This is a genomic window from Bacillus sp. HU-1818, assembly GCF_022695965.1.
Lineage (GTDB): Bacteria > Bacillota > Bacilli > Bacillales > Bacillaceae > Bacillus > Bacillus atrophaeus.
The window spans coordinates 224844-250270 of record NZ_JAAPBE010000002.1; the positions used below are offsets into that span (position 1 = coordinate 224844).

The 25427-nt window shown below is 44.4% G+C and carries 24 protein-coding genes, 3 pseudogenes and 2 riboswitches; of the genes and pseudogenes, 17 read left to right on the forward strand and 10 right to left on the reverse strand.

Annotated features, from left to right (window positions below; translation table 11 throughout):
* The 5 genes and pseudogenes from GXP75_RS06435 to GXP75_RS06455 form a co-directional block, all read right to left on the reverse strand.
* On the reverse strand, positions 1–1140 hold the full coding sequence (locus GXP75_RS06435) for a 5-methyltetrahydropteroyltriglutamate--homocysteine S-methyltransferase (protein ID WP_242556404.1): 1140 nt from the start codon (positions 1138–1140) through the stop codon (positions 1–3).
* Between the two features lie 74 nt (positions 1141–1214).
* A riboswitch (SAM riboswitch) is annotated at positions 1215–1301 on the reverse strand.
* Positions 1302–1382: 81 nt separating this feature from the next.
* Positions 1383–1859, reverse strand: coding sequence for an LURP-one-related/scramblase family protein (locus GXP75_RS06440; protein WP_242556750.1), 477 nt, complete (start codon positions 1857–1859; stop codon positions 1383–1385).
* Positions 1860–2017: 158 nt separating this feature from the next.
* Positions 2018–2259, reverse strand: a pseudogene (locus GXP75_RS06445) (hypothetical protein).
* Between the two features lie 1063 nt (positions 2260–3322).
* Entirely contained in the window at positions 3323–4555 is a 1233-nt protein-coding gene (pepT, locus tag GXP75_RS06450; RefSeq protein ID WP_061572111.1) for a peptidase T, read from the reverse strand.
* Positions 4556–4604: 49 nt separating this feature from the next.
* A pseudogene (locus tag GXP75_RS06455) lies at positions 4605–4706 on the reverse strand (LuxR C-terminal-related transcriptional regulator); the annotation flags it as partial.
* Positions 4707–4836: 130 nt separating this feature from the next.
* Between GXP75_RS06455 and galE the strand changes: the two are divergent.
* Positions 4837–5856 (forward strand): UDP-glucose 4-epimerase GalE, encoded by a 1020-nt coding sequence (galE, locus tag GXP75_RS06460; protein WP_214915845.1) that lies wholly within the window; start codon positions 4837–4839, stop codon positions 5854–5856.
* A gap of 72 nt (positions 5857–5928) precedes the next feature.
* On the opposite strand, the gene GXP75_RS06465 is transcribed toward galE, so the two are convergent.
* Positions 5929–6468 (reverse strand): DUF4352 domain-containing protein, encoded by a 540-nt coding sequence (locus tag GXP75_RS06465; RefSeq protein ID WP_141292156.1) that lies wholly within the window; start codon positions 6466–6468, stop codon positions 5929–5931.
* A 410-nt stretch (positions 6469–6878) separates the two neighbouring features.
* A riboswitch (guanidine-I (ykkC/yxkD leader) is annotated at positions 6879–6981 on the forward strand.
* 69 nt (positions 6982–7050) lie between these two features.
* Between GXP75_RS06465 and GXP75_RS06470 the strand changes: the two genes are divergently transcribed.
* The 5 genes from GXP75_RS06470 (at position 7051) to GXP75_RS06490 (ending at position 11181) form a co-directional block, all read left to right on the forward strand.
* The gene (locus tag GXP75_RS06470; protein WP_003326319.1) at positions 7051–7887 is read left to right on the forward strand and encodes a YitT family protein; all 837 of its coding nucleotides are present in this window, start codon (positions 7051–7053) and stop codon (positions 7885–7887) included.
* A gap of 34 nt (positions 7888–7921) precedes the next feature.
* Positions 7922–8113 (forward strand): hypothetical protein, encoded by a 192-nt coding sequence (locus GXP75_RS06475; RefSeq protein ID WP_242556405.1) that lies wholly within the window; start codon positions 7922–7924, stop codon positions 8111–8113.
* The gene (locus tag GXP75_RS06480; RefSeq protein ID WP_214915848.1) at positions 8110–9003 is read left to right on the forward strand and encodes a PucR family transcriptional regulator; all 894 of its coding nucleotides are present in this window, start codon (positions 8110–8112) and stop codon (positions 9001–9003) included. The genes GXP75_RS06475 and GXP75_RS06480 overlap by 4 nt, the downstream gene beginning before the upstream one ends.
* 117 nt (positions 9004–9120) lie before the next feature.
* Positions 9121–10221, forward strand: coding sequence for a maltodextrin ABC transporter ATP-binding protein MsmX (msmX, locus tag GXP75_RS06485; protein ID WP_242556406.1), 1101 nt, complete (start codon positions 9121–9123; stop codon positions 10219–10221).
* Between the two features lie 111 nt (positions 10222–10332).
* On the forward strand, positions 10333–11181 hold the full coding sequence (locus GXP75_RS06490) for a polysaccharide deacetylase family protein (RefSeq protein WP_242556407.1): 849 nt from the start codon (positions 10333–10335) through the stop codon (positions 11179–11181).
* A 13-nt stretch (positions 11182–11194) separates the two neighbouring features.
* Here the strand turns inward: GXP75_RS06490 and GXP75_RS06495 are convergent, their stop codons facing one another.
* Positions 11195–11395, reverse strand: a complete 201-nt coding sequence (locus tag GXP75_RS06495; protein ID WP_003326324.1) for a hypothetical protein — start codon at positions 11393–11395, stop codon at positions 11195–11197.
* Between the two features lie 130 nt (positions 11396–11525).
* Positions 11526–12863: a citrate/malate transporter CimH gene (gene cimH, locus GXP75_RS06500; RefSeq protein ID WP_242556408.1), complete on the reverse strand. Its 1338-nt coding sequence runs from the start codon at positions 12861–12863 to the stop codon at positions 11526–11528.
* 586 nt (positions 12864–13449) lie between these two features.
* On the opposite strand from cimH, the gene cydA reads away from it, so the two are divergent.
* From cydA to GXP75_RS06525, 5 genes are all read left to right on the forward strand, one after another.
* Positions 13450–14856: a cytochrome ubiquinol oxidase subunit I gene (cydA, locus tag GXP75_RS06505; RefSeq protein WP_242556409.1), complete on the forward strand. Its 1407-nt coding sequence runs from the start codon at positions 13450–13452 to the stop codon at positions 14854–14856.
* Positions 14840–15856, forward strand: coding sequence for a cytochrome d ubiquinol oxidase subunit II (gene cydB, locus GXP75_RS06510; protein ID WP_242556410.1), 1017 nt, complete (start codon positions 14840–14842; stop codon positions 15854–15856). The genes cydA and cydB overlap by 17 nt, the downstream gene beginning before the upstream one ends.
* A complete protein-coding gene (gene cydD / locus GXP75_RS06515) occupies positions 15856–17559 on the forward strand; it encodes a thiol reductant ABC exporter subunit CydD (protein WP_242556411.1) in 1704 nt (567 codons plus the stop codon). The genes cydB and cydD overlap by 1 nt, the downstream gene beginning before the upstream one ends.
* On the forward strand, positions 17556–19283 hold the full coding sequence (cydC, locus tag GXP75_RS06520; protein WP_242556412.1) for a thiol reductant ABC exporter subunit CydC: 1728 nt from the start codon (positions 17556–17558) through the stop codon (positions 19281–19283). The genes cydD and cydC overlap by 4 nt, the downstream gene beginning before the upstream one ends.
* Before the next feature lie 94 nt (positions 19284–19377).
* Positions 19378–20220: an NAD(P)H-hydrate dehydratase gene (locus GXP75_RS06525; RefSeq protein ID WP_061572122.1), complete on the forward strand. Its 843-nt coding sequence runs from the start codon at positions 19378–19380 to the stop codon at positions 20218–20220.
* A 33-nt stretch (positions 20221–20253) separates the two neighbouring features.
* On the opposite strand, the gene GXP75_RS06530 is transcribed toward GXP75_RS06525, so the two are convergent.
* A complete protein-coding gene (locus tag GXP75_RS06530) occupies positions 20254–21606 on the reverse strand; it encodes a purine-cytosine permease family protein (RefSeq protein WP_088118246.1) in 1353 nt (450 codons plus the stop codon).
* Positions 21607–21850: 244 nt separating this feature from the next.
* Here GXP75_RS06530 and sigY point away from each other — a divergent pair, with 244 nt between their 5' ends.
* From sigY to GXP75_RS06560, 6 genes are read left to right on the forward strand one after another with little or no spacing between them, the layout of a single operon-like run.
* Positions 21851–22387: an RNA polymerase sigma factor SigY gene (gene sigY / locus GXP75_RS06535; RefSeq protein ID WP_061572124.1), complete on the forward strand. Its 537-nt coding sequence runs from the start codon at positions 21851–21853 to the stop codon at positions 22385–22387.
* Positions 22380–22700 (forward strand): YxlC family protein, encoded by a 321-nt coding sequence (locus GXP75_RS06540; protein ID WP_061572125.1) that lies wholly within the window; start codon positions 22380–22382, stop codon positions 22698–22700. The genes sigY and GXP75_RS06540 overlap by 8 nt, the downstream gene beginning before the upstream one ends.
* Positions 22697–22885, forward strand: a complete 189-nt coding sequence (locus tag GXP75_RS06545) for a hypothetical protein (RefSeq protein ID WP_010790347.1) — start codon at positions 22697–22699, stop codon at positions 22883–22885. The genes GXP75_RS06540 and GXP75_RS06545 overlap by 4 nt, the downstream gene beginning before the upstream one ends.
* A 2-nt stretch (positions 22886–22887) precedes the next feature.
* Positions 22888–23076 carry a PLD nuclease N-terminal domain-containing protein gene (locus GXP75_RS06550; RefSeq protein WP_150224125.1) on the forward strand — a complete coding sequence of 63 codons (189 nt, stop codon included), beginning with the start codon at positions 22888–22890 and terminating at the stop codon, positions 23074–23076.
* Positions 23077–23085: 9 nt separating this feature from the next.
* Positions 23086–23976, forward strand: a complete 891-nt coding sequence (locus tag GXP75_RS06555; protein WP_242556413.1) for an ABC transporter ATP-binding protein — start codon at positions 23086–23088, stop codon at positions 23974–23976.
* Entirely contained in the window at positions 23973–24749 is a 777-nt protein-coding gene (locus GXP75_RS06560) for an ABC transporter permease (protein WP_214915879.1), read from the forward strand. The genes GXP75_RS06555 and GXP75_RS06560 overlap by 4 nt, the downstream gene beginning before the upstream one ends.
* Here GXP75_RS06560 and GXP75_RS06565 read toward each other — a convergent pair.
* Positions 24746–25399: pseudogene (locus GXP75_RS06565) on the reverse strand (MFS transporter); the annotation flags it as partial. The gene GXP75_RS06560 and the pseudogene GXP75_RS06565 overlap by 4 nt on opposite strands.
* Positions 25400–25427: the final 28 nt, after the last annotated feature.

A 25427-nucleotide genomic window follows, 5' to 3' on the forward strand; every position in this document is an offset into this window, starting at 1 on the left:
TTACTTCCAAACATCCTTTGCAATCTCCACTACATGGCGCAATTTAGCCCATTGCTGCTCTTCCGTCAGCAGGTTTCCTTCTTCTGTCGAGGCAAAACCGCACTGCGGGCTGAGAGAGAGCTGATTTAAACTGACATAGCGTGACGCTTCTTCAATGCGGCGTTTGATATCATCCGGGTTTTCCAATTCTCCATATTTCGAAGTCACCAAGCCTAAGACAAGCTGAAGGTCAGGACGCTTTACATAACGGAGCGGTTCAAAGCCGCCAGAGCGGGAATCATCATATTCTAAGAAAAGCCCGTCAAGATTCAAACCGTCAAAAATCGTTTCTGCCGCTGCGTCATAACCGCCTTCAGCCGTCCAAGTTGATTGGAAGTTACCGCGGCAAATGTGCATGGTGACAGTCAAATCATCCGGACGGTCGGCAACTGCATCATTAATTGATTTTGCAAACAACTGTCGCAGCTCGTCAGGTGTTTTGCCGAATGCTTCAATTTGCTTTTTCCCTTGTTCCGATAAGAAGACCGCCCACGCCGTGTCATCAAGCTGAAGATAACGGCAGCCCGCATCGTAAAAAGCTTGAATCGCTTTTTTATAGGCGAGCGACAAATCATGCTGGAACGCTTCGTAATCATTTTGATATGAATCTTTTTCCACTTTCCCTCTAAAAAACAGCATATTCGGACTTGGAATTGTCATTTTCGGTGTCGCGTCGCCGGCGATACTGTGCAGAAATTTATAATCTTCCAGCATCGGATGGTTCGTAAAGTCAATATCTCCGGTCACTTTGATCCCGCGGGGCTTTGTTTTGACATTGTGGAACTGGATGCCGCTTTCCGGCTTAAAGCCTTCTACGCCGTCCAAGTTCTCAAGAAAATCGAAATGCCACCACGCACGGCGGAATTCACCGTCCGTCACAACCTTAATCCCGGTTTCTTTTTGTTTTTCAACGATTCGGATAATTTCATCGTTTTCGATTTGGCGAAGCTGTTCTGCGGTAATATCACCGGCTGCCTTTTGGAGACGCGCTTTCTTCACTGGCTCTGAACGCAAAAGGCTTCCGACTTGATCCGCACGAAATGGCGGCTTTTTCCGTTGAAGAGATTGATGTTGTTCTGTTGAAGCTGCTTGCTGTGACATAGATTATTCCTTCTTTCCGTTTTAAAGTAAAAAGCTCTCCCTTTGGTAAGGAAGAGCTTGAGTTCACAATCTCAACCTTATCTTCAGGATTTAGCACCATTCTGTTAAACAGCGGTTGCCGGGTATCATCGGGCCAGTCCCTCCACCTCTCTTGATAAGGAAAATCGTTATATGAAATTGTTTTCAATAATCTTAATATTATTATTTTTTATTAAATTGTCAATGTTTTTTTGGGGGATTTCTTAATTTTCATCTTCAAATAACACCATATCCAGCACAATTGCAATTGCGAGACAAAGAACGTGATCCTCTTCATTCGGAATCTGCAAATGGTAGGAATCACCCCAGCTTAGCCACTTTTTACTGACTGACATCCGACTATCTTTACCGTCCGTCACTTGAAAGTCCTGATTCCACAAATCGCCGTCAATGATCCAATCGAGCTTTGATATCTCAAACTTCGGCTTGAAAAACGTTAATTTTTTCGTCACCTCGCAAACCGTTTCACCGTTTATTAAAATCTCATACCGAGGCAGAAAAGACATAAGCTTTTGATTAATTTCAGCCAGCAGGTTTCCGTCCATATCTGTAATCTGTAACTGATCTCCAAAAGAGAAAAAACTTCCTTCGATCCGGTACACCTCATTCTCCTTTTGGTCATATACCTTAAATTGATCCTTAAACGAAAAAATCCGTTCTTTCATATATAAGTCCATTATAAGAAGTCTCCTTTTTGATGATCTTGTATCTTTACGGAAGCTGGCGGTGAAAAGTTTCATTTCAGAAGGAGAAAAAAGCAAGGAAGCGGAGCCAAGGGAGAACGGTATAAAAAAGGATCAAGGCTGCGGAAATGTCCCCGCAGCCTTGAATATATGTTTTATGAAAGCGGAAGCTGCCGTTTTTGACGGATGGCGTCCAAGTCGATTAAATTGTTAGGCGCAGAAGCAGATACAGGAGCAGGTGCTGTGGCCAGAGGGCTTGTCTTTTGTGTTTTGCGTCGATTGTCCTTGCTGAATGAATAAAGCAGATAACCGCATAACGCAATGATAATAGATAGAATCATGTTACATACCTCCCAAAAAAGTTTTGGTGTTACTTATTGTACGGATAGAAGAGCAAAAAGTATTCAAAAAATTACAATTTTTCTAAAAAAATAATTGCGTGAAAAATAATTTGGAAATAAAATGCTGAAATTTCCTGTGTGTTGAGATAAAAGTCTTGTGTCATATTGTCTATATAGATTCTATCGACTGGAAAATAAATAAGTTTATATGACTTTTACCCTGTTTTTAAATAATACAAATTAACCACTTTTGATCGGAGGACCGATGGGACACGCTTGATTGGTTTATACCCCAATTTCTAGGCCGGTATGCAAAAAAACCCGATTTGGAGAACATCCGCATTGTTTCCAAGTTTCAGGCCGTTATACATATATAGCTGAGGTTTTTGACATTGAATGTTGTTTCGCAGAATATGGGGATGCATCGCGTTGCAAAATCTATTTATATTATGATTTATTGCATTACACAAAAAATGATCAGAAAACTAATCATTGTAACCATACAAACTTTAAGCCCTGCAAAGACGTTTCTGTTTTATTTAAAAGATAAAAGAGAGCTTGAATTCCTAGGAGCTAATTCAAAGCCGCGAAAAGCAAATTGCGTGAATAACCCAACGCCAATAAGATAAAACCTGCCAATTCGCCTCATCAGTTGAAGAAATAGAAACTGCTTCTGCAGCCAATTCTCTCTTTAAAAGTGAAAAAAACGGCAGGTAGAATAAATGACCCCAACATGAATAAAGTAACAGCGTCAAACATATGATTTCCTCCGTTTAAAATGTAGATATATGTAATGATGCTTGCTTACAAAGTGGTATAGTTCAGCGGGAATAGGAGGGATTCAATAAGCCTAAGAACTTTTTTCGATAATAAGACTTTAGAATAATCGTTTAAACAGTCTCCTGATTTTTTTAAATGGGTTTCCTTTTGTTTTCATCTTGAATGTTTTGGCTATTATCATCCTTTTCTTAAAGTCTTTTGCGACAGTGCCTCTTGTCATCGTCCTTCACTCCTCTTATATTGTTGATACTTTATTTACGGAAGGATACCGATACAAGTTTCATTTTTTTGCAATAAAAAACCAAAACGAATAAATCGCTTTGGTTTTTCGAGACACACTTATGCTTGTTCTTCAAACAGCTTTACAATTTCCACAATGACATTTACAGCCTTCACCATGTTTTCAGCAGAAATATATTCGAATTTCCCGTGGAAATTTTCTCCGCCTGTGAAGATATTAGGTGTCGGGAGGCCCATGTAGGAAAGCTGAGACCCGTCTGTCCCGCCTCGGATCGGGGAGATTTTCGGCTCGATGCCCAAGTTTTCCATCGCTTGCCGGGCGGTGTCAACGATTTCTTTGACGGGTTCGATTTTTTCCCTCATGTTGTAGTATTGGTCCTTCATGTCGAGAATGATTCGATCTTTTCCGTATTGGTTTCTCAAATCACTGACAATGCGTTCCATCTCTGCTTTTCTATTGTTGAAGCCTTCCTTGTCGAAGTCTCTGATGATGTAATGAAGTTTTGTTTCTTCTACGTCACCTTGGATAGAAAGCAGGTGATAGAAGCCCTCGTAGCCTTCTGTTGATTCTGGCGCTTCTTCTTCAGGAAGCATCCGGTTCAGCTCCATTGCAATTTTAGCGGAGTTTATCATTTTTCCTTTGGCCGTGCCGGGGTGGACGTTGTTGCCTTTCACGGTAATTTTCGCAGCTGCTGCGTTAAAGCTTTCGTATTCCAATTCACCAAGCGGGCCGCCGTCTACTGTGTAGGCGAAGGCCGCATTGAACCGTTTGACGTCAAATTTATGCGGGCCTCTGCCGATCTCTTCGTCAGGCGTGAAGGCGACTCTGATGGTTCCGTGTTTGATTTCCGGGTGTTTGATGAGGTAATCCATGGCAGTCATAATTTCGGCAATGCCGGCTTTGTTGTCGGCGCCGAGAAGTGTTGTGCCGTCTGTTGTGATCAATGTATGGCCTTTATAGCCGGGGAGCTCCGGAAATTGATCGGGTGACAGGATGACTTGCAGCTTTTCATTGAGCGTGATGTCTTTTCCATCGTAGCTTTCAACGATTTGCGGATTCACATTTTTGCCGGTAAAGTCTGTGGCGGTGTCGACGTGGGCGAGAAAACCGATTGTCGGCACGTCTTTGTCAGTATTGGAAGGAAGAGTCGCCATGACATAGCCGTTTTCATCAATGGCTGCGTCTTCCATGCCGATTGACTTTAATTCCTCAACAAGCATGTTTCCTAACGTCAATTGGCCGGGTGTGGAAGGGCAGGTGTCGACTGATTCATCTGACTGCGTGTCGACCTTTACGTATGTAGTAAACCGTTCAATGATGTCTTGTTTCATTTCCAATCATCTCCTTTGTCTTATTCTATCATGACGAGATCAGAGATTTCTATTTCACAATGCCGTTTCGAATGGCAAAAACTACTGCCTGTGTCCGGTCTTGGGCATTGCATTTTTGCAGAATTCGATGCACGTGGGTTTTGACGGTGGAAAAGTATAGGGTCAGGTTGTGAAATGTGAAGAAACCATGAAGAAACTATTAAACTTTTGGAAAAGCGATGTGACCTGTTTCGAAAAACTATATAATGATTACAATTCATCCAATAGGGAGGCTATAAATCATGGCGATACTTGTAACAGGCGGAGCAGGCTATATCGGCAGTCATACATGTGTGGAATTATTGAATAGCGGCTATGATATCGTTGTTTTGGACAACCTTTCAAATAGCTCGGCGGAAGCGTTGAATCGGGTGCGGGAGATTACCGGAAAAGATTTGACTTTCTATGAAGCGGATCTGCTTGATCGTGAAGCGGTAGACACTGTTTTTGCAGAAAATCATATTGAAGCCGTTATCCATTTTGCGGGATTAAAAGCTGTCGGGGAATCTGTTGCGATCCCGCTCAAATACTATCATAACAATTTGACCGGAACTTTTATTTTATGCGAAGTCATGGAGAAATACGGAGTAAAGAAAATCGTGTTCAGTTCGTCAGCGACAGTTTACGGTGTGCCGGAAACCTCACCGATTACTGAAGATTTCCCATTGAGTGCGACGAATCCTTACGGGCAGACAAAGTTAATGCTGGAACAGATTTTGCGTGATGTGTATAAGGCTGACGCGGAATGGAGCGTTGCTTTGCTGCGTTACTTTAACCCATTTGGCGCGCATCCAAGCGGACGTATCGGGGAGGACCCTAACGGCATCCCGAATAACTTAATGCCTTATGTGGCGCAGGTAGCCGTCGGCAATCTGGATCAATTAAGCGTATTCGGCAACGACTATCCGACCAAAGACGGCACGGGCGTGCGGGATTACATCCATGTAGTCGATCTAGCGGAAGGCCATGTCAAAGCGCTTGAAAAAGTATTGAACTCCACAGGCGCCGACGCCTACAACCTAGGTACGGGAACAGGCTACAGCGTGCTTGAAATGGTCAAAGCTTTTGAAAAGGTGTCAGGGAAAGACGTGCCGTACCGATTCGCCGACCGTCGCCCGGGAGACATCGCGACATGCTTTGCAGACCCGTCAAAAGCCAAGAAAGAATTAGATTGGGAAGCGAAAAGAGGATTGGAAGAAATGTGTGCCGATTCATGGAGATGGCAGTCTTTGAATGTGAATGGGTACAAGGTGGTTAAATAAGATGGAGGCCTTCTCTTTTGAGAAGGTCTTTTTTAATAAAAATAGGGTGCCTTTTTGGCACCCTATTTGTCATTATTTAATTTTAACTACAACGTCATTGCTGAATTTAAGTGACCATGTTCCTTTTGAATAGGCGTCCTTGTCAATTTCAAATGCTTTGACACCAGTCTCTTTAATATTTGGATTTAATTTGCTAAGGATTTTGGAGTTATTCACTTTTGTTTCTGCAGCGTAACTTCCAGTAGCGTCAATATCTGAATCATACTCTGTTCCTTCTGAATCGACTAGTTTAATAGTTGGGATCGAAAATGAGCTTAACGGCTTTTTGGATACGTTTTTGATCGTGTATTGAACGGCAACTAAAACTCCGCCATCGGTTGCTTTTTTTTCAATAAACTGTGAACCTACTGAATCACGTTCTTCTACTTTAGTCACTGATACTTCAGTTTTTTCTGTTTTTACTGTATCGCCAACATTATAAGTTTTCTCTTTTTCTTCCTGACTGCTGCTACCTGTTTTAGTTGATGCTTCAGAGCTTCCGCCGCCTCCCAGGTTTGAAATAATAATAATGACGACAACTGCAAGAATAAACGTAATAATTTTATGTCTCATAAAAAAGTTACGCTGATCCTTACCGCAATTCGGACACTTCTTTACTCCCTTTGCAATCTCTTGACTGCAAGCTTTACAAGGTGCTAGTTTACCTGCCATGATTTTTCCTCCTATGTAAGTAACTGTTTAAAACATATGTACTATAATGCCTATATATTTACACCTAGTCAATACAAAAATATAAAATTATATATTTTTTCGTCATTTTATAGATCTTTTTTCTTGTAAAGTGAAGACTTTTTATAGTATCGGATTTGTCATCTATTTGTTTAATAAATAATACTTTTTTCTATTTTTAGCGTACATGTCTCAATTTGTTTAAGTGATTGTCATTCTTTTGCAAATAACACTTGATTGAAGGCGGTAAGTCCCTTATAATGCTGGAAGGTGAACAAGAATATATACTGAAAAAAGTGGTTTTCTAGGGTTCCGCAATGCAAAATTGGTCTGGACCGAGAGAAAACACATAACAGTCTGGCTGTTATGACACGGTGGGATAAAAGCCCAGGAGTTTCTGCTCTTTTGTGAGAGCGTACTCCTGGGCTTTTTTGTTGATACTATCTGAAGGAGGAGTGTTTTGTGATGAAAAAGAAAATGCTTGATGTGCTGATGCTTGTGATTGGCGCTTTTTTCTTCGCGCTTGCTGTGAATTTATTCGCGATTCCCAATGACCTTGGGGAAGGCGGCGTTACTGGGATTACGCTGATTTTGTACTATGTGTTTCAATGGTCTCCCGGGGTGACAAACTTTATATTAAACGCTTTTCTGCTATTGATCGGATATAAATTTCTCGACGGGAAAACTACGGTTTATACGATTATCGCCGTGGCAGCAAACTCGCTTTTTCTGCATTTGACACACGGGTGGAGCACACCGTCTGATGAGCTGATCATTAACACAATTTTCGCAGGAGTGTTTGCGGGTGTCGGGATCGGCATGATCATTCGGGTCGGCGGCACAACAGCCGGTTCTGCGATTCTGGCCAGAATTGCTAATAAATATTTAGATTGGAATATCAGTTACGCGCTGCTCTTTTTCGATTTAATCGTTGTCTTCAGCTCTTATTTTATTATTGGTGCGGAAAAAATGATGTTTACGATTGTGATGCTGTACATCGGAACGAAAGTGATGGACTTCATTATTGAAGGCCTGAATACAAAAAAAGCGATTACTGTCATTTCGGAAAATAAAGGTGAAATAGCAGAGCAGGTCAATAAGCTGATGGACCGGGGCGTCACTATTTTGTCAGGAAAGGGGAACTATACGGGCCAGTCAAAAGAAATTTTGTACATCGTCATTAACAAACAGGAGCTTTCTATGCTGAAGAAAATCATCAGAAGCTGTGACAAAAAAGCGTTTGTGATCGTTCATGACGTGCGCGATGTGTTTGGTGAAGGGTTTGTGGATATTTCAAAATAAGGAGGTCCCTCTGCGCAGATGCAGAGGGATCTATTTGTTTAGAACGGATATGTGCGGTATTGCTTCTGTATCGAAATCCATTACGTCTCAATTCATGCATATCCTCTTTATTGCCGTTGCAGTAAACGAAAGAGGGCCATCTCATGCGAAAAAGAAGCTGGAGAACATGTGTATTTCGCCTTATACTGAAAATACATATCCTTACATAGGAGAGGAGACCATATGAAGTCGCTGCTGGCTATTTATCCCGGTTCGATTGTGTCTGACAAGCTTTGTACAAAGGAAGACTGCCTATGTTTTTTTGATGAAAACAGTCAGAAATATATCTCGATCCCAAAAACGGAGATCAGCCAAAAGGAGACGTTGCTGCTCCAGTCATTTTTAACGCTAGCGGAAGAGGCGGATCACATGTCGTTCAAATCGCCAGAAGAAAACAAGTGGTTTGCGTTTCTATTCTCGAAAGGAGAAGTGCCCCCGAATATCACAAAGAGGACAAGGTTCATTCATTTTCATTTGATTGGCAAAACAGAACGGGCGTCATTTGCGGAAGCGATGCGCCACTTTTGGCCGGTGTCTTTTGTGATCGTTTGGATGCATGAGGACAGAGGCGTGATTGTCGAGCAGGAAAGTGAAGCGGCGGCCGGGAAAGACGAACTGGAGTCGCTCGCCAGGGTTCTTGAAAGTGATTTCTACTTCAGTGTCCGTTTTTACGCCGGAAGGTTTTATGAAACAGATGAGCGCTTACGAAAACATTATGCCCGTGAACAAACGTATTTTCTATTTGCTGAAAAGCGGCTGCCGCAGGTTCAGAGTGTGACGTTTGATATCATGTTCCCTTTTTTATTATTAGAAGAAGAAAAGGAACAACTGAAATCACTGCTTTGTGAAGAAGCCGAGCTATTATTTGAAAATGAACCTGAGCTGAGAAAAACGATCAAGCTGTTTATTGAAAACAACTCAAACGTGACATTAACAGCGAAAAAACTGCATCTGCACCGCAACAGCCTGCAGTACCGGATTGATAAATTTATCGAGCGGTCAGGAATAGACATTAAAACGTATACAGGCGCTCTGCTTGCGTATTTTATCTGCCTGCAAAGCGAAGGTTCAGAATAAACTGGAAATATGCACGAAAACGGCCGTGTGATTTTATGAATGCTGCCCATTTCAGTGTTGGATAAATGCTGATACACTTGATTTAAGAAAGCGTTTACAACAATAGGGGGATGTTAGATGGCTGAATTGCGGATGGACCACATTTATAAATATTATGATCAGAAGGAAGCGGCGGTAGACGACTTTAATCTTCACATTGCGGATAAGGAATTTATCGTATTTGTCGGCCCGTCCGGCTGCGGTAAATCAACAACACTGCGGATGGTCGCAGGACTTGAGGAAATTTCGAAAGGCGATTTTTATATTGAAGGAAAACGGGTAAATGATGTGGCGCCAAAGGACAGGGATATCGCGATGGTGTTCCAAAACTACGCGCTCTATCCGCATATGACGGTATACGATAATATCGCATTCGGGCTGAAGCTCCGCAAAATGCCAAAGCCTGAAATTAAAAAAAGAGTGGAGGAAGCCGCTAAAATTCTCGGGCTGGAAGAATATTTGCACCGCAAGCCAAAAGCGCTCTCAGGCGGGCAGAGACAGCGGGTTGCGCTGGGAAGGGCGATCGTGCGGGATGCGAAGGTATTCCTGATGGATGAGCCTTTGTCGAACCTGGATGCAAAGCTTCGGGTGCAAATGAGAGCCGAAATCATTAAACTCCACCAGAGACTGCAGACCACCACGATTTACGTCACGCATGATCAGACAGAAGCACTGACGATGGCGACTCGGATTGTGGTCATGAAGGACGGCAAAATCCAGCAGATCGGGACGCCGAAGGATGTTTACGAATTCCCTGAAAACGTATTCGTGGGCGGTTTTATCGGATCGCCAGCCATGAACTTTTTCAAAGGAAAGCTGTCTGACGGCACAATCAAAATCGGTTCTTACGTGTTGAGCGTGCCGGAGGGGAAAATGAAGGTGCTTCGTGAAAAAGGCTACATTGGCAAAGAAGTCATTTTCGGCATCCGCCCTGAGGATATTCATGATGAATTGATTGTCGTGGAATCGTATAAGAGCTCTTCAATTAAAGCTAAAATCAATGTTGCGGAGCTGCTGGGGTCTGAGATCATGATTTATTCGCAAATTGATAACCAGGACTTTATTGCGAGGATCGACGCCCGTCTCGATATTCAGTCAGGTGATGAGCTGACAGTTGCGTTTGATATGAATAAGGCGCATTTTTTTGACGGTGAGACCGAAGTCAGAATTCGGTTATAGCGTTTGCAAAACCAGACATGAAAAACATGTCTGGTTTTTTGATATGAACCTAAAAACCTATAAAAACAAACCGATAAGAAGAGTAAGAAATAGACAGAAAGCAGGAAAGAAATGAAGCGGTTGGTTTTGAGCTTGTGGCTTTTTGCCGGAGTGTTTGTTCTTGCGGCTTGTTCAGAACAAGAGGCAAATGCTGAGCAATCTGCGCCAAAAGCTGTACAGAAAACATCAGAAGCAATGAAAGAAACAGAGGATATTCCACAAGGGAAAAGGGATACGTCCGATTGGTTGAAAACAAAAGGAAAGGCGCAATTGCCAATTTTGATGTATCACAGTATTTCAACAGGAAACAGTCTCCGGGTGCCGCACGAGGAATTCCAAGCCCATATGAAATGGCTGCATGACAACGGCTATCAAACGCTGTCGCCTGAAGAAGCGTATATCATGCTGACTGAGGATAAGAAACCGAGTGAAAAATGTGTGCTGATTACATTTGATGACGGGTATACGGATAATTACACGAAGGCGTATCCGGTGTTGAAAAAATACGGAATGAGGGCCACGATTTTTATGATCGGCACATCCATCGGGCATAAGCATCACCTTACAGAAGGCCAAATGAAGGAAATGGCGGAAAACGGCGTGTCCATAGAAAGCCATACCATTCATCATTTAGAGCTGAACGGGCTGACTGCTGAACAGCAGCACAGTGAGATGGCTGATTCAAAGAAGTTGTTTGATCACATGTTTCATCAGAAAACGTCGATCATCAGCTATCCTGTAGGGCGCTATAATGAAGATACGTTGAAAAAAGCTGAAGAAGCCGGCTATCAAATGGGTGTAACGACAGAGCCAGGTGCAGCATCAAGAGATCAGGGACTGTACTCGCTTCATCGTGTGCGTATTTCCCCGGGAATGTCAGGGGAAGCTTTTGGATCGCTTCTTGAACAAGCTGTGAAGTAGTAAAAGACGATGTTTAATCACATCCGCCGCCCCCGTCACAGCCGGAATCGCTTGAAAAACCACCCCCGTCACAGCCGGAATGGTGTGTATAACCGCTGGATGTGTCCCAAAATCCATTGTCTGCTCGGCGTGTTTTCGTTTTTGAAGGTTTTGGATTAACGAGGCAATAGATGATGTAACTGATTAATAAACTGGATATGATGATATAAATCATACAGGAACCTCCTTTTATGTGGTTTCTGTAATACGAAGCGCGGACCAAAAAGTTTCAGCCGCAACGAACATAAAAAGAAGCAAGTTCCTCTACATGCAGAAGAACTTGCTTCTTTATTTTCTAGGAAATATCAATAAAATTGGTGCAGCAGCAATAAGGTCAGAGACACGGTGATCGCTCCGCCGATCCGGGTCGAGACTTGGGCGAACGGCATGAGTTCAAGACGTTCGGCCGCGCTGAGTATCGCTACGTCACCGGTTCCGCCTTGTCCTGAATGGCAAGCATTAATAATAGCGGTTTCGATTGGATACATATTCAGCCATTTGCCGGTGAAAAACCCAACAGTCATCATCGTGACGACAACTGATAAGATTGTAATGATATTGCTGAGATTGAAGGCGGCAACCAGCTTGTCCCACGGTGTCATTGAAACGCCGATCGCGAATAATAACGGGTAGGTGACGGCGGTTGAAAAAAAGCGGGAAACGCCAAAGGCTCCATTTTCTATCGATGCCGGAACCAGTTTAAAAAGTTTAATCAAAACGGTTAACACCAGCATAGCGACCGGAGCGGGAAACCCGAAGAAGTCATGAGCCAGCATTCCGACCAGATATAAAGAAACAGCAAGAATACCGCCTGACGCAACGAGAGAAAGGCTAAAAAGCTGTTCGCCTTTGTCCTCTTGATCAAAGTTGGTTGACTGTTGATCAGATCGGTCTACTTTTCCATTTCCCGTCCATTCCGGTTTTTTCTTACCGATGACATTTAACAATCCGGCTAAGATAATCGCGCAAAGGCTTCCGAGCATGATAGAAGGCAGGACGAGTGCAAACGCTTCCCCTTGAGACATCGGCATGATATCTGAATATCCGATTGATAGGGGAATAGCGCCTTCTCCGACACCGCCCGCCATAATCGGAATAACGACATACAGCAGCGTATGCTGAAATCCAAGGCCGAGCAGTGTTCCGACAGCTAATCCTACGCAAGCAGCGACAATAGAGCCGGCAATAAGCGGAATAAAGATTTTGACGAAAGCTTTGATTAAGACCTCCCTTTTCATACCCAGAATACTTCCGACAACGATGCCGGCAATAAATAAATAAAGGAAGTTTGAGTTTTCAGTAAATTCTGTTGTTGAAGAAATAATATCTTTTGGAAGCAGATGATAGTAGACGACAGCGGACGGTATAAAAGTAGCGAGAATTGCCGGGCCTCCTATTGATCGGACAATCGGGATAGATTTTCCGATTTGGGCGAAAGTGAATCCGAAAAAACTCATGATGGCGATAGACGATAAAATATCGCTTTTCACATTATGAGTCATGACAAACACAGTAATTAAAATCAATAGCAAGACATAAACCGGCAATGGTATAATACCGATTTTTATATTCATTGCTCTGGCAAAGTGATTTTCTTTTTGCACCCCTTGTAGTGAATCCGTTTGCAACTTTGGAACTCCCATCATAATCCCCCATTCTCTTTGCAGAAAAAATGTTAACTATATTAAGTATACTGAAAAATTTAAATTATTCATATAATAGAAATTTACTATCCCTGTTAAAAGTGTTTGGATGGATAAAAGTAAAGGGGCGGCCGACTCAAATTGGATGATACGAAAAAACAGAGGCTGCCGCTGTTCAATGAGAAAGCGGAAAACATCATCGGAAAGCTGTTTACCAACACTTTTTCAGTGAAAGGAGCATTTTATTCGCGTGATTTTCTGAGTTGGTGTACGATAATAGAGGGTCATTTTTCCTAGCCTTAGTCATAAATCAGCTACAAATTAGACAATAATCAGTCACAAAATAAACTGTTTTTTAGGTATATTGGTCTTTTTTTTTGAAGCAAATCGTTGTAAAGTACTTATTATGAACCATGTGAAGATTGCTTAAACTATTACATTAGCAATTAATGGGAACATGATTTGACGTATTTGTGAAATATTGAACAATATTTTAGTCTATTTTGTGAAATGGTGATCAATATCATAACCTGATTTGTGAAACATTGAGCAATACTATTTTAAAACAGGAATGGAGGATTACCGCATGAGTGAATTAGTTTTGGCCCGTTTTCAATTTGCATCAACGACTTTGTTTCACTTCTTGTTTGTGCCAATGTCAATCGGGCTTGTTTTCATGGTTGCATTAATGGAGACTCTTTATGTTGTGAAAAAACAAGAGATCTACCTCAAAATGGCTAAGTTTTGGGGACATCTGTTTTTAATAAATTTTGCAGTCGGTGTTGTGACGGGGATTTTGCAAGAATTTCAGTTCGGATTAAACTGGTCTGATTATTCCCGTTTTGTCGGGGATGTCTTTGGCGCACCGCTTGCGATTGAAGCGTTATTAGCGTTTTTTATGGAATCTATCTTTATCGGTTTGTGGATTTTCGGCTGGGATCGTTTATCTAAAAAGGTACACCTTCTCTGTATTTGGCTTGTGTCCTTCGGTACGATCATGTCATCTTTTTGGATTTTGACAGCCAACTCCTTTATGCAGGAGCCGGTCGGCTTTACGATTAAAAATGGCCGTGCGGAGATGAATGATTTTGGTGCGCTGATTACAAACCCGCAGCTTTGGGTTGAATTCCCGCACGTGATTTTCGGCGCGCTTGCGACAGGCGCTTTCTTTATCGCAGGTGTGAGTGCTTTTAAACTATTAAAGAAAAAAGAAGTGCCATTCTTTAAACAATCTTTCAAACTTGCAATGATTGTCGGCCTTTGCGCAGGACTTGGCGTCTCCTTAAGCGGACACATGCAGGCTGAACATTTGATGGAGTCTCAGCCAATGAAAATGGCTGCCAGTGAAGGGCTTTGGGAAGACAGCGGCGATCCTGCTGCTTGGACGGCCTTTGCCACAATTGATACGAAAAATGAAAAGAGCTCAAATGAAATCAAAGTTCCTTACGCATTGAGCTATCTGGCTTATCAAAAATTCAGCGGCAGTGTCAAAGGAATGAAAACACTTCAGGCAGAGTACGAAAAAGTGTACGGAAAAGGCGACTATATTCCGCCGGTCAAAACGACGTTCTGGAGTTTCCGCATCATGGTTGGAGCAGGTGTTGTCATGATTCTTGCTACGTTGGGCGGCCTTTGGCTAAACCGGCGCAAAAAGCTAGAAAACAGCAAATGGTATTTGCGCATCATGATCGCATTGATTTCCTTCCCGTTTATTGCGAATTCAGCGGGCTGGATTATGACAGAAATCGGACGTCAGCCTTGGACGGTCATGGGATTAATGACGACGGCTCAATCCGTGTCGCCTAATGTAACGTCAGGCTCTCTATTATTCTCTATCATTTCGTTCGGTTTGATGTACTTGATTCTTGGGGCTTTACTTGTATTTTTGTTTGTTCGTGAAATTAAAAAAGGTGCGGAGCATGATGATCATAAAGATGTTCCGGTAACCACAGATCCATTTAGTCAGGAGGTATACCATGGCATCTCTTCATGATCTTTGGTTTATACTGGTTGCCGTATTGTTTGTCGGATTTTTCTTTCTGGAAGGTTTTGATTTTGGTGTCGGCATGTCTACCCGTTTTCTAGGGAATAATGAAATAGAGCGCAGAGTGCTGATTAACACGATAGGCCCGTTCTGGGACGCGAATGAAGTGTGGCTTTTGACAGGTGCGGGAGCAATCTTTGCAGCGTTTCCTAACTGGTATGCCACAATGCTGAGCGGTTATTACATTCCGTTTGTGATTGTCCTGCTTGCTTTGATGGGCCGCGGTGTTGCATTTGAATTCCGCGGCAAGGTCGATCATCCGAAATGGGTGAAGGTCTGGGACTGGGTTGTTTTCTTTGGCAGTCTGATCCCGCCGTTTGTGTTAGGTGTTTTATTTACAAGCTTATTCCGAGGTATGCCGATCGATGCGGATATGAATATGCATGCTGGATTTTCAGATTATATTAATGTGTATTCAGTTCTTGGCGGTGTGACTGTGACGCTTCTTTGCTTCCTGCACGGATTGATGTTTATCACGCTGCGCACGGTAAGTGATTTGCAAGACCGGGCGCGCCAAATGGCGAAAAAGGTAATGGGCGCGGTACTTGTCGCGGTGCTTGCCTTTGCAGCGCTGTCCGCCTACGAAACTGATATGTTTACACGCCGGGGCGAAATAACCGTGCCTCTTGTCGTGCTGGTTGTGATCTGCCACATGCTTGCGGCGGTATTTATCCGCAAGAAAAAGGATGGCTGGACATTTGCGATGACTGGTGCCGGGCTTGCCATAACGGTAGCCATGATATTTATCTCCTTGTTCCCGCGTGTCATGGTCAGCTCTCTGCAAAGCACGTATGATTTAACAGTAGCTAACGCTTCTTCCGGTGATTACTCGCTTAAAGTCATGACATTTGCAGCTTTAACCCTTTTGCCGTTTGTCATCGGCAGTCAGATCTGGAGCTATTATGTTTTCCGGAAGCGCGTCAGTCATAAGGAGCCTATGATTTATTAATGGGAAAAGACCTGTTTCTTTATAAAGGAATGAAGCGGATTCTCACAATGATTACAGTTTTGACTCTGATTCAAACAGCCGCCATTATTATGCAGGCAGTATGGCTGAGTGAAGCGATAACCGGACTGTTTAACGGAAAGCGGATTACCGCTTTGTACCCGGTTATCGGTTTCTTCCTGTTGGCGTTTCTGGCTCGTCATGCCATGACCCTTGTCCGTCAGAAAATCGTGTATCAATATGCGGCGCAGACAGGTGCTGATCTCAGAAAAAGCTTTCTCGACCAATTGTTCCGCCTAGGCCCTCGGTTTGTGAGGAAAGAAGGGACAGGGCAAATGGTGACGTTAGCGATGGAGGGAATCAGCCAATTTCGCCGTTATCTTGAGCTGTTTTTGCCGAAAATGGTCAGCATGGCTGTCGTGCCTGCGGCTGTTGTGATTTATGTTTTTTTTCAAGACAGGACGTCTGCCATTATTTTAATCCTCGCCCTGCCGATTTTGATCATCTTCATGATTCTTCTCGGCCTTGTGGCGCAAAAGAAAGCAGACCGGCAGTGGAAATCGTATCAGACCTTATCCAATCACTTTGTTGATTCGCTTCGCGGATTAGAGACTTTGCGGTTTTTAGGACTGAGCAGGTCGCATAGCAAAAACATTTTCCATGTCAGTGAACGGTATCGAAAAGCAACGATGAGCACGCTTCGGGTGGCGTTTTTATCCTCTTTTGCCCTTGATTTTTTTACAATGCTGTCGGTGGCGACAGTGGCTGTGTTTCTCGGCCTGCGTCTCATTGAAGGGCACATTCTTCTCGGTCCCGCGCTGACTGCTTTAATCCTCGCGCCGGAATACTTTCTTCCTGTGCGAGAGGTAGGAAATGATTATCATGCAACCTTAAACGGGCAAGAAGCCGGCAAGGCGATTCAAGCCGTTTTGGCGCAGACCGGGTTTAAACAAGAGGCGCCTCTTGAGCTTGGTAAATGGTCTGATCAAGATGAACTGGTCCTGTCTGGCGTGTCTGTTCATCAGACATTATCGGATATCAATTTTTCTATTAAAGGGAAAAAGAAAATTGGGATCATTGGAGCGAGCGGTGCGGGGAAATCAACACTGATTGATGTTTTAGGCGGCTTTTTGGAGACCGATGGCGGCACAATTGAGGTCAATGGGTCACCACGTTCCCATTTGCAGGCGGACGATTGGCAGAAGAATCTCTTATACATTCCGCAGCACCCGTACATTTTTGACGATACATTAATGAACAATATCCGGTTTTATCATCCTGATGCTTCTTCAGGGGAGGTGGCGCGTGCCGCCGGCTTAGCAGGGCTTTCTGAGCTTGCCGGTCTTCTTCCTGGCGGGCTTGAGGGACGTATCGGTGAAGGCGGCAGATCACTCAGCGGCGGCCAGGCTCAGCGGGTTGCACTGGCCCGGGCCTTTTTAGGAAACCGTCCGATTCTGTTATTAGATGAACCGACCGCTCACCTTGATATCGAAACAGAGTATGAAATCAAAGAAACAATGCTTGATTTGTTTGAGGGTAAGCTTGTGTTTCTGGCGACGCACAGGCTCCACTGGATGCTCGATATGGATGAAATTATCGTACTGGACGGCGGTGCCGTGGCGGAAATCGGAACTCATGATGAATTGTTAGCGAAAAATGGTGTGTACGCAAAACTTGTAGAGGCACAACTGGGGGAAAGAGCATGAAGAACGAAGAATGGATTCGGCCGTATATCAAACAAAATGCCCGCTTGTTTGTCCTTGTGGTATGTTTGGGCGCGGTTACGATTTTTTCCGCCGCTTTTCTCATGTTCACATCAGGATTTTTAATCTCTAAAGCCGCAACAAGGCCTGAGAATATCCTGCTCATTTATGTGCCAATCGTAGCCGTGCGCACCTTTGGCATTGCGCGTTCTGTCTCCCGTTATGCGGAACGGCTTGTCGGCCATCACATCATTTTGAAAATCGTGTCTGATATGCGAGTCCGCCTTTACAACATGCTTGAGCCGGGTGCTTTGATGCTGCGTTCACGCTTTCGCACGGGTGACATGCTCGGGATATTGGCTGAGGATATTGAACATTTGCAGGACGCTTTTTTGAAAACCGTTTTCCCCGCGATTTCAGCCTTGCTGTTATACGCTGTGTCTATTATGGCGCTCGGGTTCTTTTCTTGGCCTTTTGCAGCACTGATGGCCATTTATTTATTTGTGCTTGTCGTGCTGTTTCCGGTTGTGTCGCTGCTTGTGACAAAAGCAAAAAACACAAGGCTGAAGAGCGGCCGAAATGCGCTGTACAGCCGGCTTACCGATGCTGTCTTGGGTGTAAGCGACTGGATGTTCAGCGGCCGTCAGCATTCATTTGTTGAGTCATATGAAAAAGAAGAAAACGCATGGTTTGAGGTAGATCAGAAAAGGCAGCGCTTTACGAGATGGCGGGATTTTGCCGCCCAATGTCTTGTCGCGGGCCTCATTTTGGTCATGCTGTTTTGGACGGCCGGACAGAATGCGGACGGGGAGCTTGCCAGAACAATGATTGCGGCCTTTGTGCTTGTCATTTTTCCGCTGACGGAAGCCTTTTTGCCGCTTTCCGATGCGCTGACGGAAGTGCCCGGTTATCAAGACTCTGTTAGAAGGATGAACAAGACGGGGCCTCAGACAGAAACAGCGCGAATTGCACCGGCAGCGGAGAAACTTGATCTGAACGATGTGACACTCCGCTTTGATCATGTGGCGTTTTCTTATGATGACAGCTCACAGGTGCTGAACCAATTCTCCTTTACGCTTCGCCAAGGCGAAAAAATGGCGCTGCTTGGCAGAAGCGGGTCAGGCAAATCAACCTCGCTGGCACTTATTGAAGGGGCTTTGATCCCCGCTTCTGGCAAGGTGACGCTAAATGGAATGGAAACAGCGTCGCTTGATGACCAGATCGCGGAAGCCGTTGCCGTGTTAAATCAAAAGCCTCACCTGTTTGATACCAGCATCTTGAACAATATCAGGCTTGGAAACGGACAGGCGAGTGATGAGGATGTCCGGCGGGCCGCACGTCAGGTGCAGCTTCACGATTACATTGAATCGCTGCCTGATGGCTACGAAACCTCTGTCCAAGAAACGGGAATCCGCTTTTCCGGAGGAGAACGCCAGCGGATTGCACTCGCCCGTATATTGCTTCAGGACACGCCGATTATTATTCTTGATGAGCCGACTGTCGGCCTCGATCCAATTACGGAGAGAGAGCTCCTTGATACGATATTTAACGTGCTTAAGGGTAAAACCATTCTGTGGATTACTCACCACTTGGCAGGTGTTGAAGCGGCTGATAAGGTTGTATTTCTTGAAAACGGCAAAGCAGAAATGGAAGGGACGCATGAGGAACTGCTGGAGGGTAATGAACGGTACCGCAGACTTTATCACCTTGATGTTCCTGTAAGATAGAGACAGCTTCTTTTGGAGAGGTTGTCTTTTTTTTTTTGTTTAAAAAGTGACGTTGTTTGGAATATATGTAGTAGATGCCAGAGGAGGTATGAAGATGAGTAATCAAGAGCAGGTACGTGAATGGACGGAAGAACACGTGAGGGAGACACTGCCAAAAAGAGATGCTTCAAGCCACAAAGGCACGTTTGGAACGGCTTTGCTGCTGGCGGGAAGCGATGACATGCCGGGCGCGGCTCTTCTCTCAGGGCTGGGGGCCATGCGCAGCGGTCTCGGCAAGCTTGTCATCGGCACGTCAGAAAGTGTGATTCCGCTGATTGTTCCGGTTTTGCCCGAGGCGACATATTGGCGTAACGGATGGGAAAAAGCCGCACAATCGCCGCTCGAGGAATCTTATCGGGCAGCGGCGATTGGATCGGGCCTGCCGCAAACGAAAGACGTTCAGCGGGCCGTTGATCATGTGATCGCTGCGGATTGCCCCGTTATTCTTGACGCCGGCGCCCTCACAAAGCGTTCTTATCCAAAGCGCAAAGCTCCGATCATTGTAACACCGCATCCCGGAGAATTCTCCAGAATGACAGGTGTTTCAATAGAAGATTTGGAAAAAGACAGAGCGGGTTATGCGAAAGAATGGGCGCATCAGCTGCAAACAACAATTGTTTTAAAAGGCAGACATACCATTGTGGCGTTTCCTGACGGAGAATGCTGGTACAACACGGCGGGAAATGCGGCGCTGGCTAAAGGCGGAACAGGCGACACGCTGACAGGAATGATGCTGGGAATGCTGTGCTGCCACCGGGAGGCAAAACACGCCGTATTGAATGCGGTATACCTTCACGGTATATGCGCCGAACTATGGACCGAAGAGCACTCGCCTCATACGCTGCTGGCGCATGAACTGTCCGCCCTATTGCCTCGTGTATGGAAACGATTTGAATAAAAAAAGCTGTCTTCCAATAAAGACAGCTTTTTTTTAATAAGCGGCTTGTTTTTTCAACCGGGATTTCATGAGAACATAATAAAGAACAGAAGGCACGGCTAAGCCGACAACCCAAGCGATATCTCCTCCGCCAAACATTTCCGCCAGCGGGCCGATGTAAAAGGATGTATTGATAAATGGAATTTCAAGCAAGATCGACAGAACAAAGGCTGACGATGTGATCCAGTTCACTTTTCCGTACTGTCCGTTTACATCAAACATCGCTTTGACATGGTATTTCCCGTGACGGACGAAGTAATAATCAACCAAGTTGATCGCCGTCCACGGGATTAGGAAATAACTAATAAAAAAGATGAAATTCAAGAACAGCTCCATGAAATTGCTTTGCCCGAGCAGACTTAACACCGTACCTGCGATTGTCACACACAGGATCATGATAATCCTGGTTTTTGGGGTGACCTTCATTTTGAGAAACGGCTCAAGTGTTGTGGTAGTAGACATAAATGCGCCGTACAGGTTAAAGACATTGATCGCCATTTGCCCAAACAAAACGATAATCAGCATAATGAATGAAAAAGGTCCGAACAGCTGAACAATCTGGTTTCCTGAGTTTGTGGTGAAGTCAGGAAGCGACGTTGTCAGCAGCGCGCCGAGAACCATCATCCAGATCGAACTCACCGAGGTGCCGGCATAGCTGTACCAAAACGTTTTGGAGGCTGGCGTTTTCACGGGCAGATATCGCGAATAATCAGCGACATAAGGTGCGTATGCGAGCTGCCATGTGGCCACAGCGCTGATTGCGACCAAAAAAACTGGCAGGTTTAAAGCACCGGGAACCCAGCTGCCTGCAGGAATCGGCAATTGAAAAATAATGATAGTCGCAGCGAGAAATACGGCAAAAGAAGTCCAGGAGAGAATTTTTTGCATTTTGTGAATCAGATCATGGCCGTAAATGGTGAGTAAAAAGCAAACGGCACTTAAACCGATAATACTCCATGTTCCGGGAATCGGTACAAAGCTGCTTAAAGTGCTGGCTGCGAGGATCGTGCTGCTCGCAAAGAAACCTAAGTAGATAAACATAACTAAAAAGAGAGGAAGAATTGCTCCGATCACCCCAAATTGGGCACGGCTTTGAATCATTTGCGGGATGCCGAGCTGAGGGCCTTGCGCAGAATGGGAAGCCATAAAGATAGCGCCGATCAAGGTTCCGCAAATAATGGCAGCGACACTCCAAAATAGATTAAGCCCCATCGCCACGGGCAGAGTGCCGGTTACTAATGTTGTAATATGCATATTTGCCCCGAACCAAACGGGAAATAAATCTTTGGCCTTTCCATGTCTTTCTTCTTTCGGAATGTGTTCAATCGTTCGCCTTTCAACTTTCACTAGACAGTCCCCCATATGTTTTTAAAAATATTGTTTTGCTTAATTTGATATATCAATAGGTAAGTTGTTTGACATAAAGTCTTAGCTTAACAGACTGCCCCGCCGTTTACAAATAACGGTCTGCGGAAAATACCGGTAAAATTATAAATGGCGATACTAAGAAATAAATGATAAAAAAATGAACGATCTGATAATTGATGTCGTCTCATAAGACAGAACGACAAGAAAAGGGGGCCGGCAACCTTTGGAGCTACCAGATGAGCAGCAATTGATTCAGCAGGCTAAAGAGGGGGATGACGCTGCATTTACAACCCTTTTCCAGCACCATTACACATTTTTATATAAGTATCTATTGAAGCTTTCACTCAATCCCGATGTCAGTGAAGATTTGCTTCAAGAAACCTTTCTGAAAGGGTATATGCATTTGCACAGCTTTCAGGGAAGGTCAAAATTTTCTACATGGCTGATTTCCATTGCCACACGGCTGTACCTTGATCATCAAAAAAAGAGAAAGAGAGAAAAGCGGCGGCAGCAAACCTTTACAGACGAAACGGTACGCAAACTGAAATGGGATATTTCTGCTAAAGGAAATGAGTGGAGCGAGACGCTAGAGGCATTCTCAAGGCTTGCCCCCGAGCTTCGCACACCGGTTTTGTTGAGGCATTATTACGGTTATACCTATTCGGAGATCGCAGTGATTCTTCACATAAAGGAAGGGACAGTGAAGTCAAGGGTGCATAAAGGATTACACAGAATCAGAAAGGAGTGGGCCGATGAATAAAGAGAAGCTTTCCGCACATTTACAAACAGAGCTCGATAAAATTGACCAGAGTGCAGAACCCGCCGTTCCCGATCAGAAAGAATTGCTTCAGCAGTTATCGCATTTTAAAGAAGTCCGAAGAAAATCCATTCTCAAAGAAGGTATCGCGTTTCTATTTTGTGCGCTGGCTGTGGTGAGTATCTTTGCCTTAGCCGTTTCTCAAATTCCGGCAGTCTTTATTTTCTTACAAGCATGTGCGTTTCTCAGCCTTCCGGTTCTGGTCATGGCTGAGAAAAAAAGACAGCCCCCTGTAATAGAGGTGAAGCGCAGATGAGCCAAAATGAGATATTCATTGTTGTGTTTGTTTTGTCTCAGGGAATCTTTTTATTTGTTGATGCGAAGAAAAGAGGGCGATTGGCATGGATGTGGGGACTTATCGGACTTATTCAAGCACCGCTGCCTATTCTTTGTTATTACTTTTTTGTTATCAAACCTGATCGAAAAAAAAGGAGGCTGTAACGATGAGTATTTCTTGGGAAATGATTCTTCCGCTGATCATATTGCAGGCTGTTCTGGCAGTGTTTGCGCTCATTACTTGTGTAAAGGAAAAAGAAACAAATGGGCCGAAGTGGATGTGGGCTGCAGTCATTATTTGTCTCAATATTATCGGCCCGATTTTATTTTTTACTGTAGGAAGAAAACAGAGATAGGAGAATGGCATGCTGACAATTAACCGTCTTACAAAAACATATAAGCAGCATCAAGCTGTGCGGAATATCAGCTTTGGCGTAAAAGAAAATGAATGTGTTGCTCTGCTTGGTCCGAATGGGGCGGGGAAAACGACAACGCTGCAAATGCTGGCGGGGCTTTTAACTCCAAACTCAGGAGACATTGAAATGTTGGGCAAGCACAGGATAGATCGGCGCCAGATCGGCTATCTTCCTCAATATCCATCTTTTTATTCGTGGATGACCGCAAAAGAGTTTTTATCCTTTGCCGGGAAGCTCTCCGGCCTTTCAAAAGAAGAGTGTCTTAAGGAAATAGCCCCTATGCTGGAATTTGTCGGTCTTGAGGAAGCGGCAGACAAAAAAATCGGCGGGTTTTCAGGAGGAATGAAGCAAAGACTTGGACTTGCACAGGCTCTCCTTCATAAACCGAAGCTTTTGATTTTGGATGAGCCGGTGTCCGCCTTGGACCCGACAGGCCGCATGGAGGTTCTTGAGATGATGAAGGAGCTGAAGAAGCATATGGCTGTTTTATTTTCTACACATGTTCTTCATGACGCAGAGCAGGTTTGCGATCAAGTTGTAATTTTAAAAGAGGGCTCGATTTCTTGGCAAGGCGCCTTGCAGCAACTGAAAGATCAGTATCAAACGAACGTTTACGTCCTAGCCGTTAAAGAAGAACTTAAAGGCTGGCTTGAGGACCTGCCTTTTGTTTCAGATGTTGTCTACAAAAATGGGTCCCAAGCTGTTTTTGAACTTCAAGATACAGCTTTCAGCGGTACGCTGCTGCGGAATTGTTTAGACCGGGGAATGACGGTTACTCATTTTGAACAAAAATCGGAATCGCTTGAAGACGTATACATCAAGGTGGTGCATTCGCAATGAAGACATGTATGGTTCTTTTAAAAAAGGAATGGTTTGAAGCGCTGAAAAGCGGCAGGCTGGTATGGCTTCCAATCGCCATGATGATTGTCGGATTAACGCAGCCGCTCAGCTTATATTATATGCCTGAAATCATCGAAAACGCGGGGAATTTACCCGACGGCGTAGCCATAAACTTTACCATGCCGTCGGGAAATGAAGTGATGATCAGCACGCTGTCCCAATTCAGCGTACTTGGAACGGCTTTATTGATTTTCAGCGTGATGGGCAGCGTGGCGAATGAGCGAAATCAAGGCGTCCTCGCTCTCATCATGTCTCGGCCTGTACCGGCTGTCTACTATATACTAAGCAAATGGATCGTTCATAGTGTGATCGGGGCAGGGTCTTTTGCAGCTGGATATGGCCTCGCCTATTACTACGTACATATGCTGTTTGACGGTACGGACTCCGCCAGGTTTTTATCCAGTCTTGGCGTGTATTCCCTCTGGGTTGTCTTCGTCATGACCGCCGGTTTGTTAGCCAGTACCGTATTTCGTTCAATCGGAGCAGCCGCCGCGGCCGGAATAGGATTGGTGGCTGCAGTGTCTTTGGCAGTGTCCCTCTCTCCAGATCATACGGTTTGGCTGCCGTCTGTATTGAGAACGCAGGCGGATCATATGCTGATGCACGGTGAATGGGGCGACTTCTTTGGCTGGACACTTGCGGCTTCCGTCTTGTGTATTGTAGTGCTCGCCGCTTTATCCGTCTTGTGTTTTCGGAAATATAAAACATATTAATCTATCATATGATTTCTTTTTATGAGTATTATACCAAGGGCAGCGAACGCCAAGATGCCGGCAGCGATGAACACATCATTCAAACCGAATGTTTGTGCAATTTTTCCGGCAAGCATCGGACCGATAAAAATACCGAGTGCGTAAAATGATTGATAAAACCCCATGACTGACATCTTTAAACGAGCTGAACTGATATCCACGGCCTGACCCAGCAGCAAAGGAAACACGAAACCCAGCGCCAGCCCGATGACAGCGTGGGTGAAACAAATCGAAAGTAATGAGGCCGAGAGGGGAATGCAGCATAAGCAGATCCCCGTAACGGCAAAACAGGTAATCAGCGTTCGGCGAATGTTATGTTTGGTAAAATGAAAGACTGCAAGACTTAATGTCGCAGCTGCATGTGGGAGGAAAAAGGAGCTCATCACCCATAGCAGCTCGATATCGTTCATCCCGAGCCGATTTGTATAGATTGGGGTAAAACCAAAAACAGTCATAAATAGAATAGCGTGAGACGTTAAAGAAAGCATTGTGAGCGTTTTTAGCTTCGGCAGAACCAGCGTTTCTTTGATAGATTGCGAGATGGAAATGGTTTCTCGTGTTCCCGGCGAAGATGAGGGGTCTTTTATAAAACAGCAGATGATAAGCCCTGCCCTTAAGGTACAAAACAGGTATAAAAAA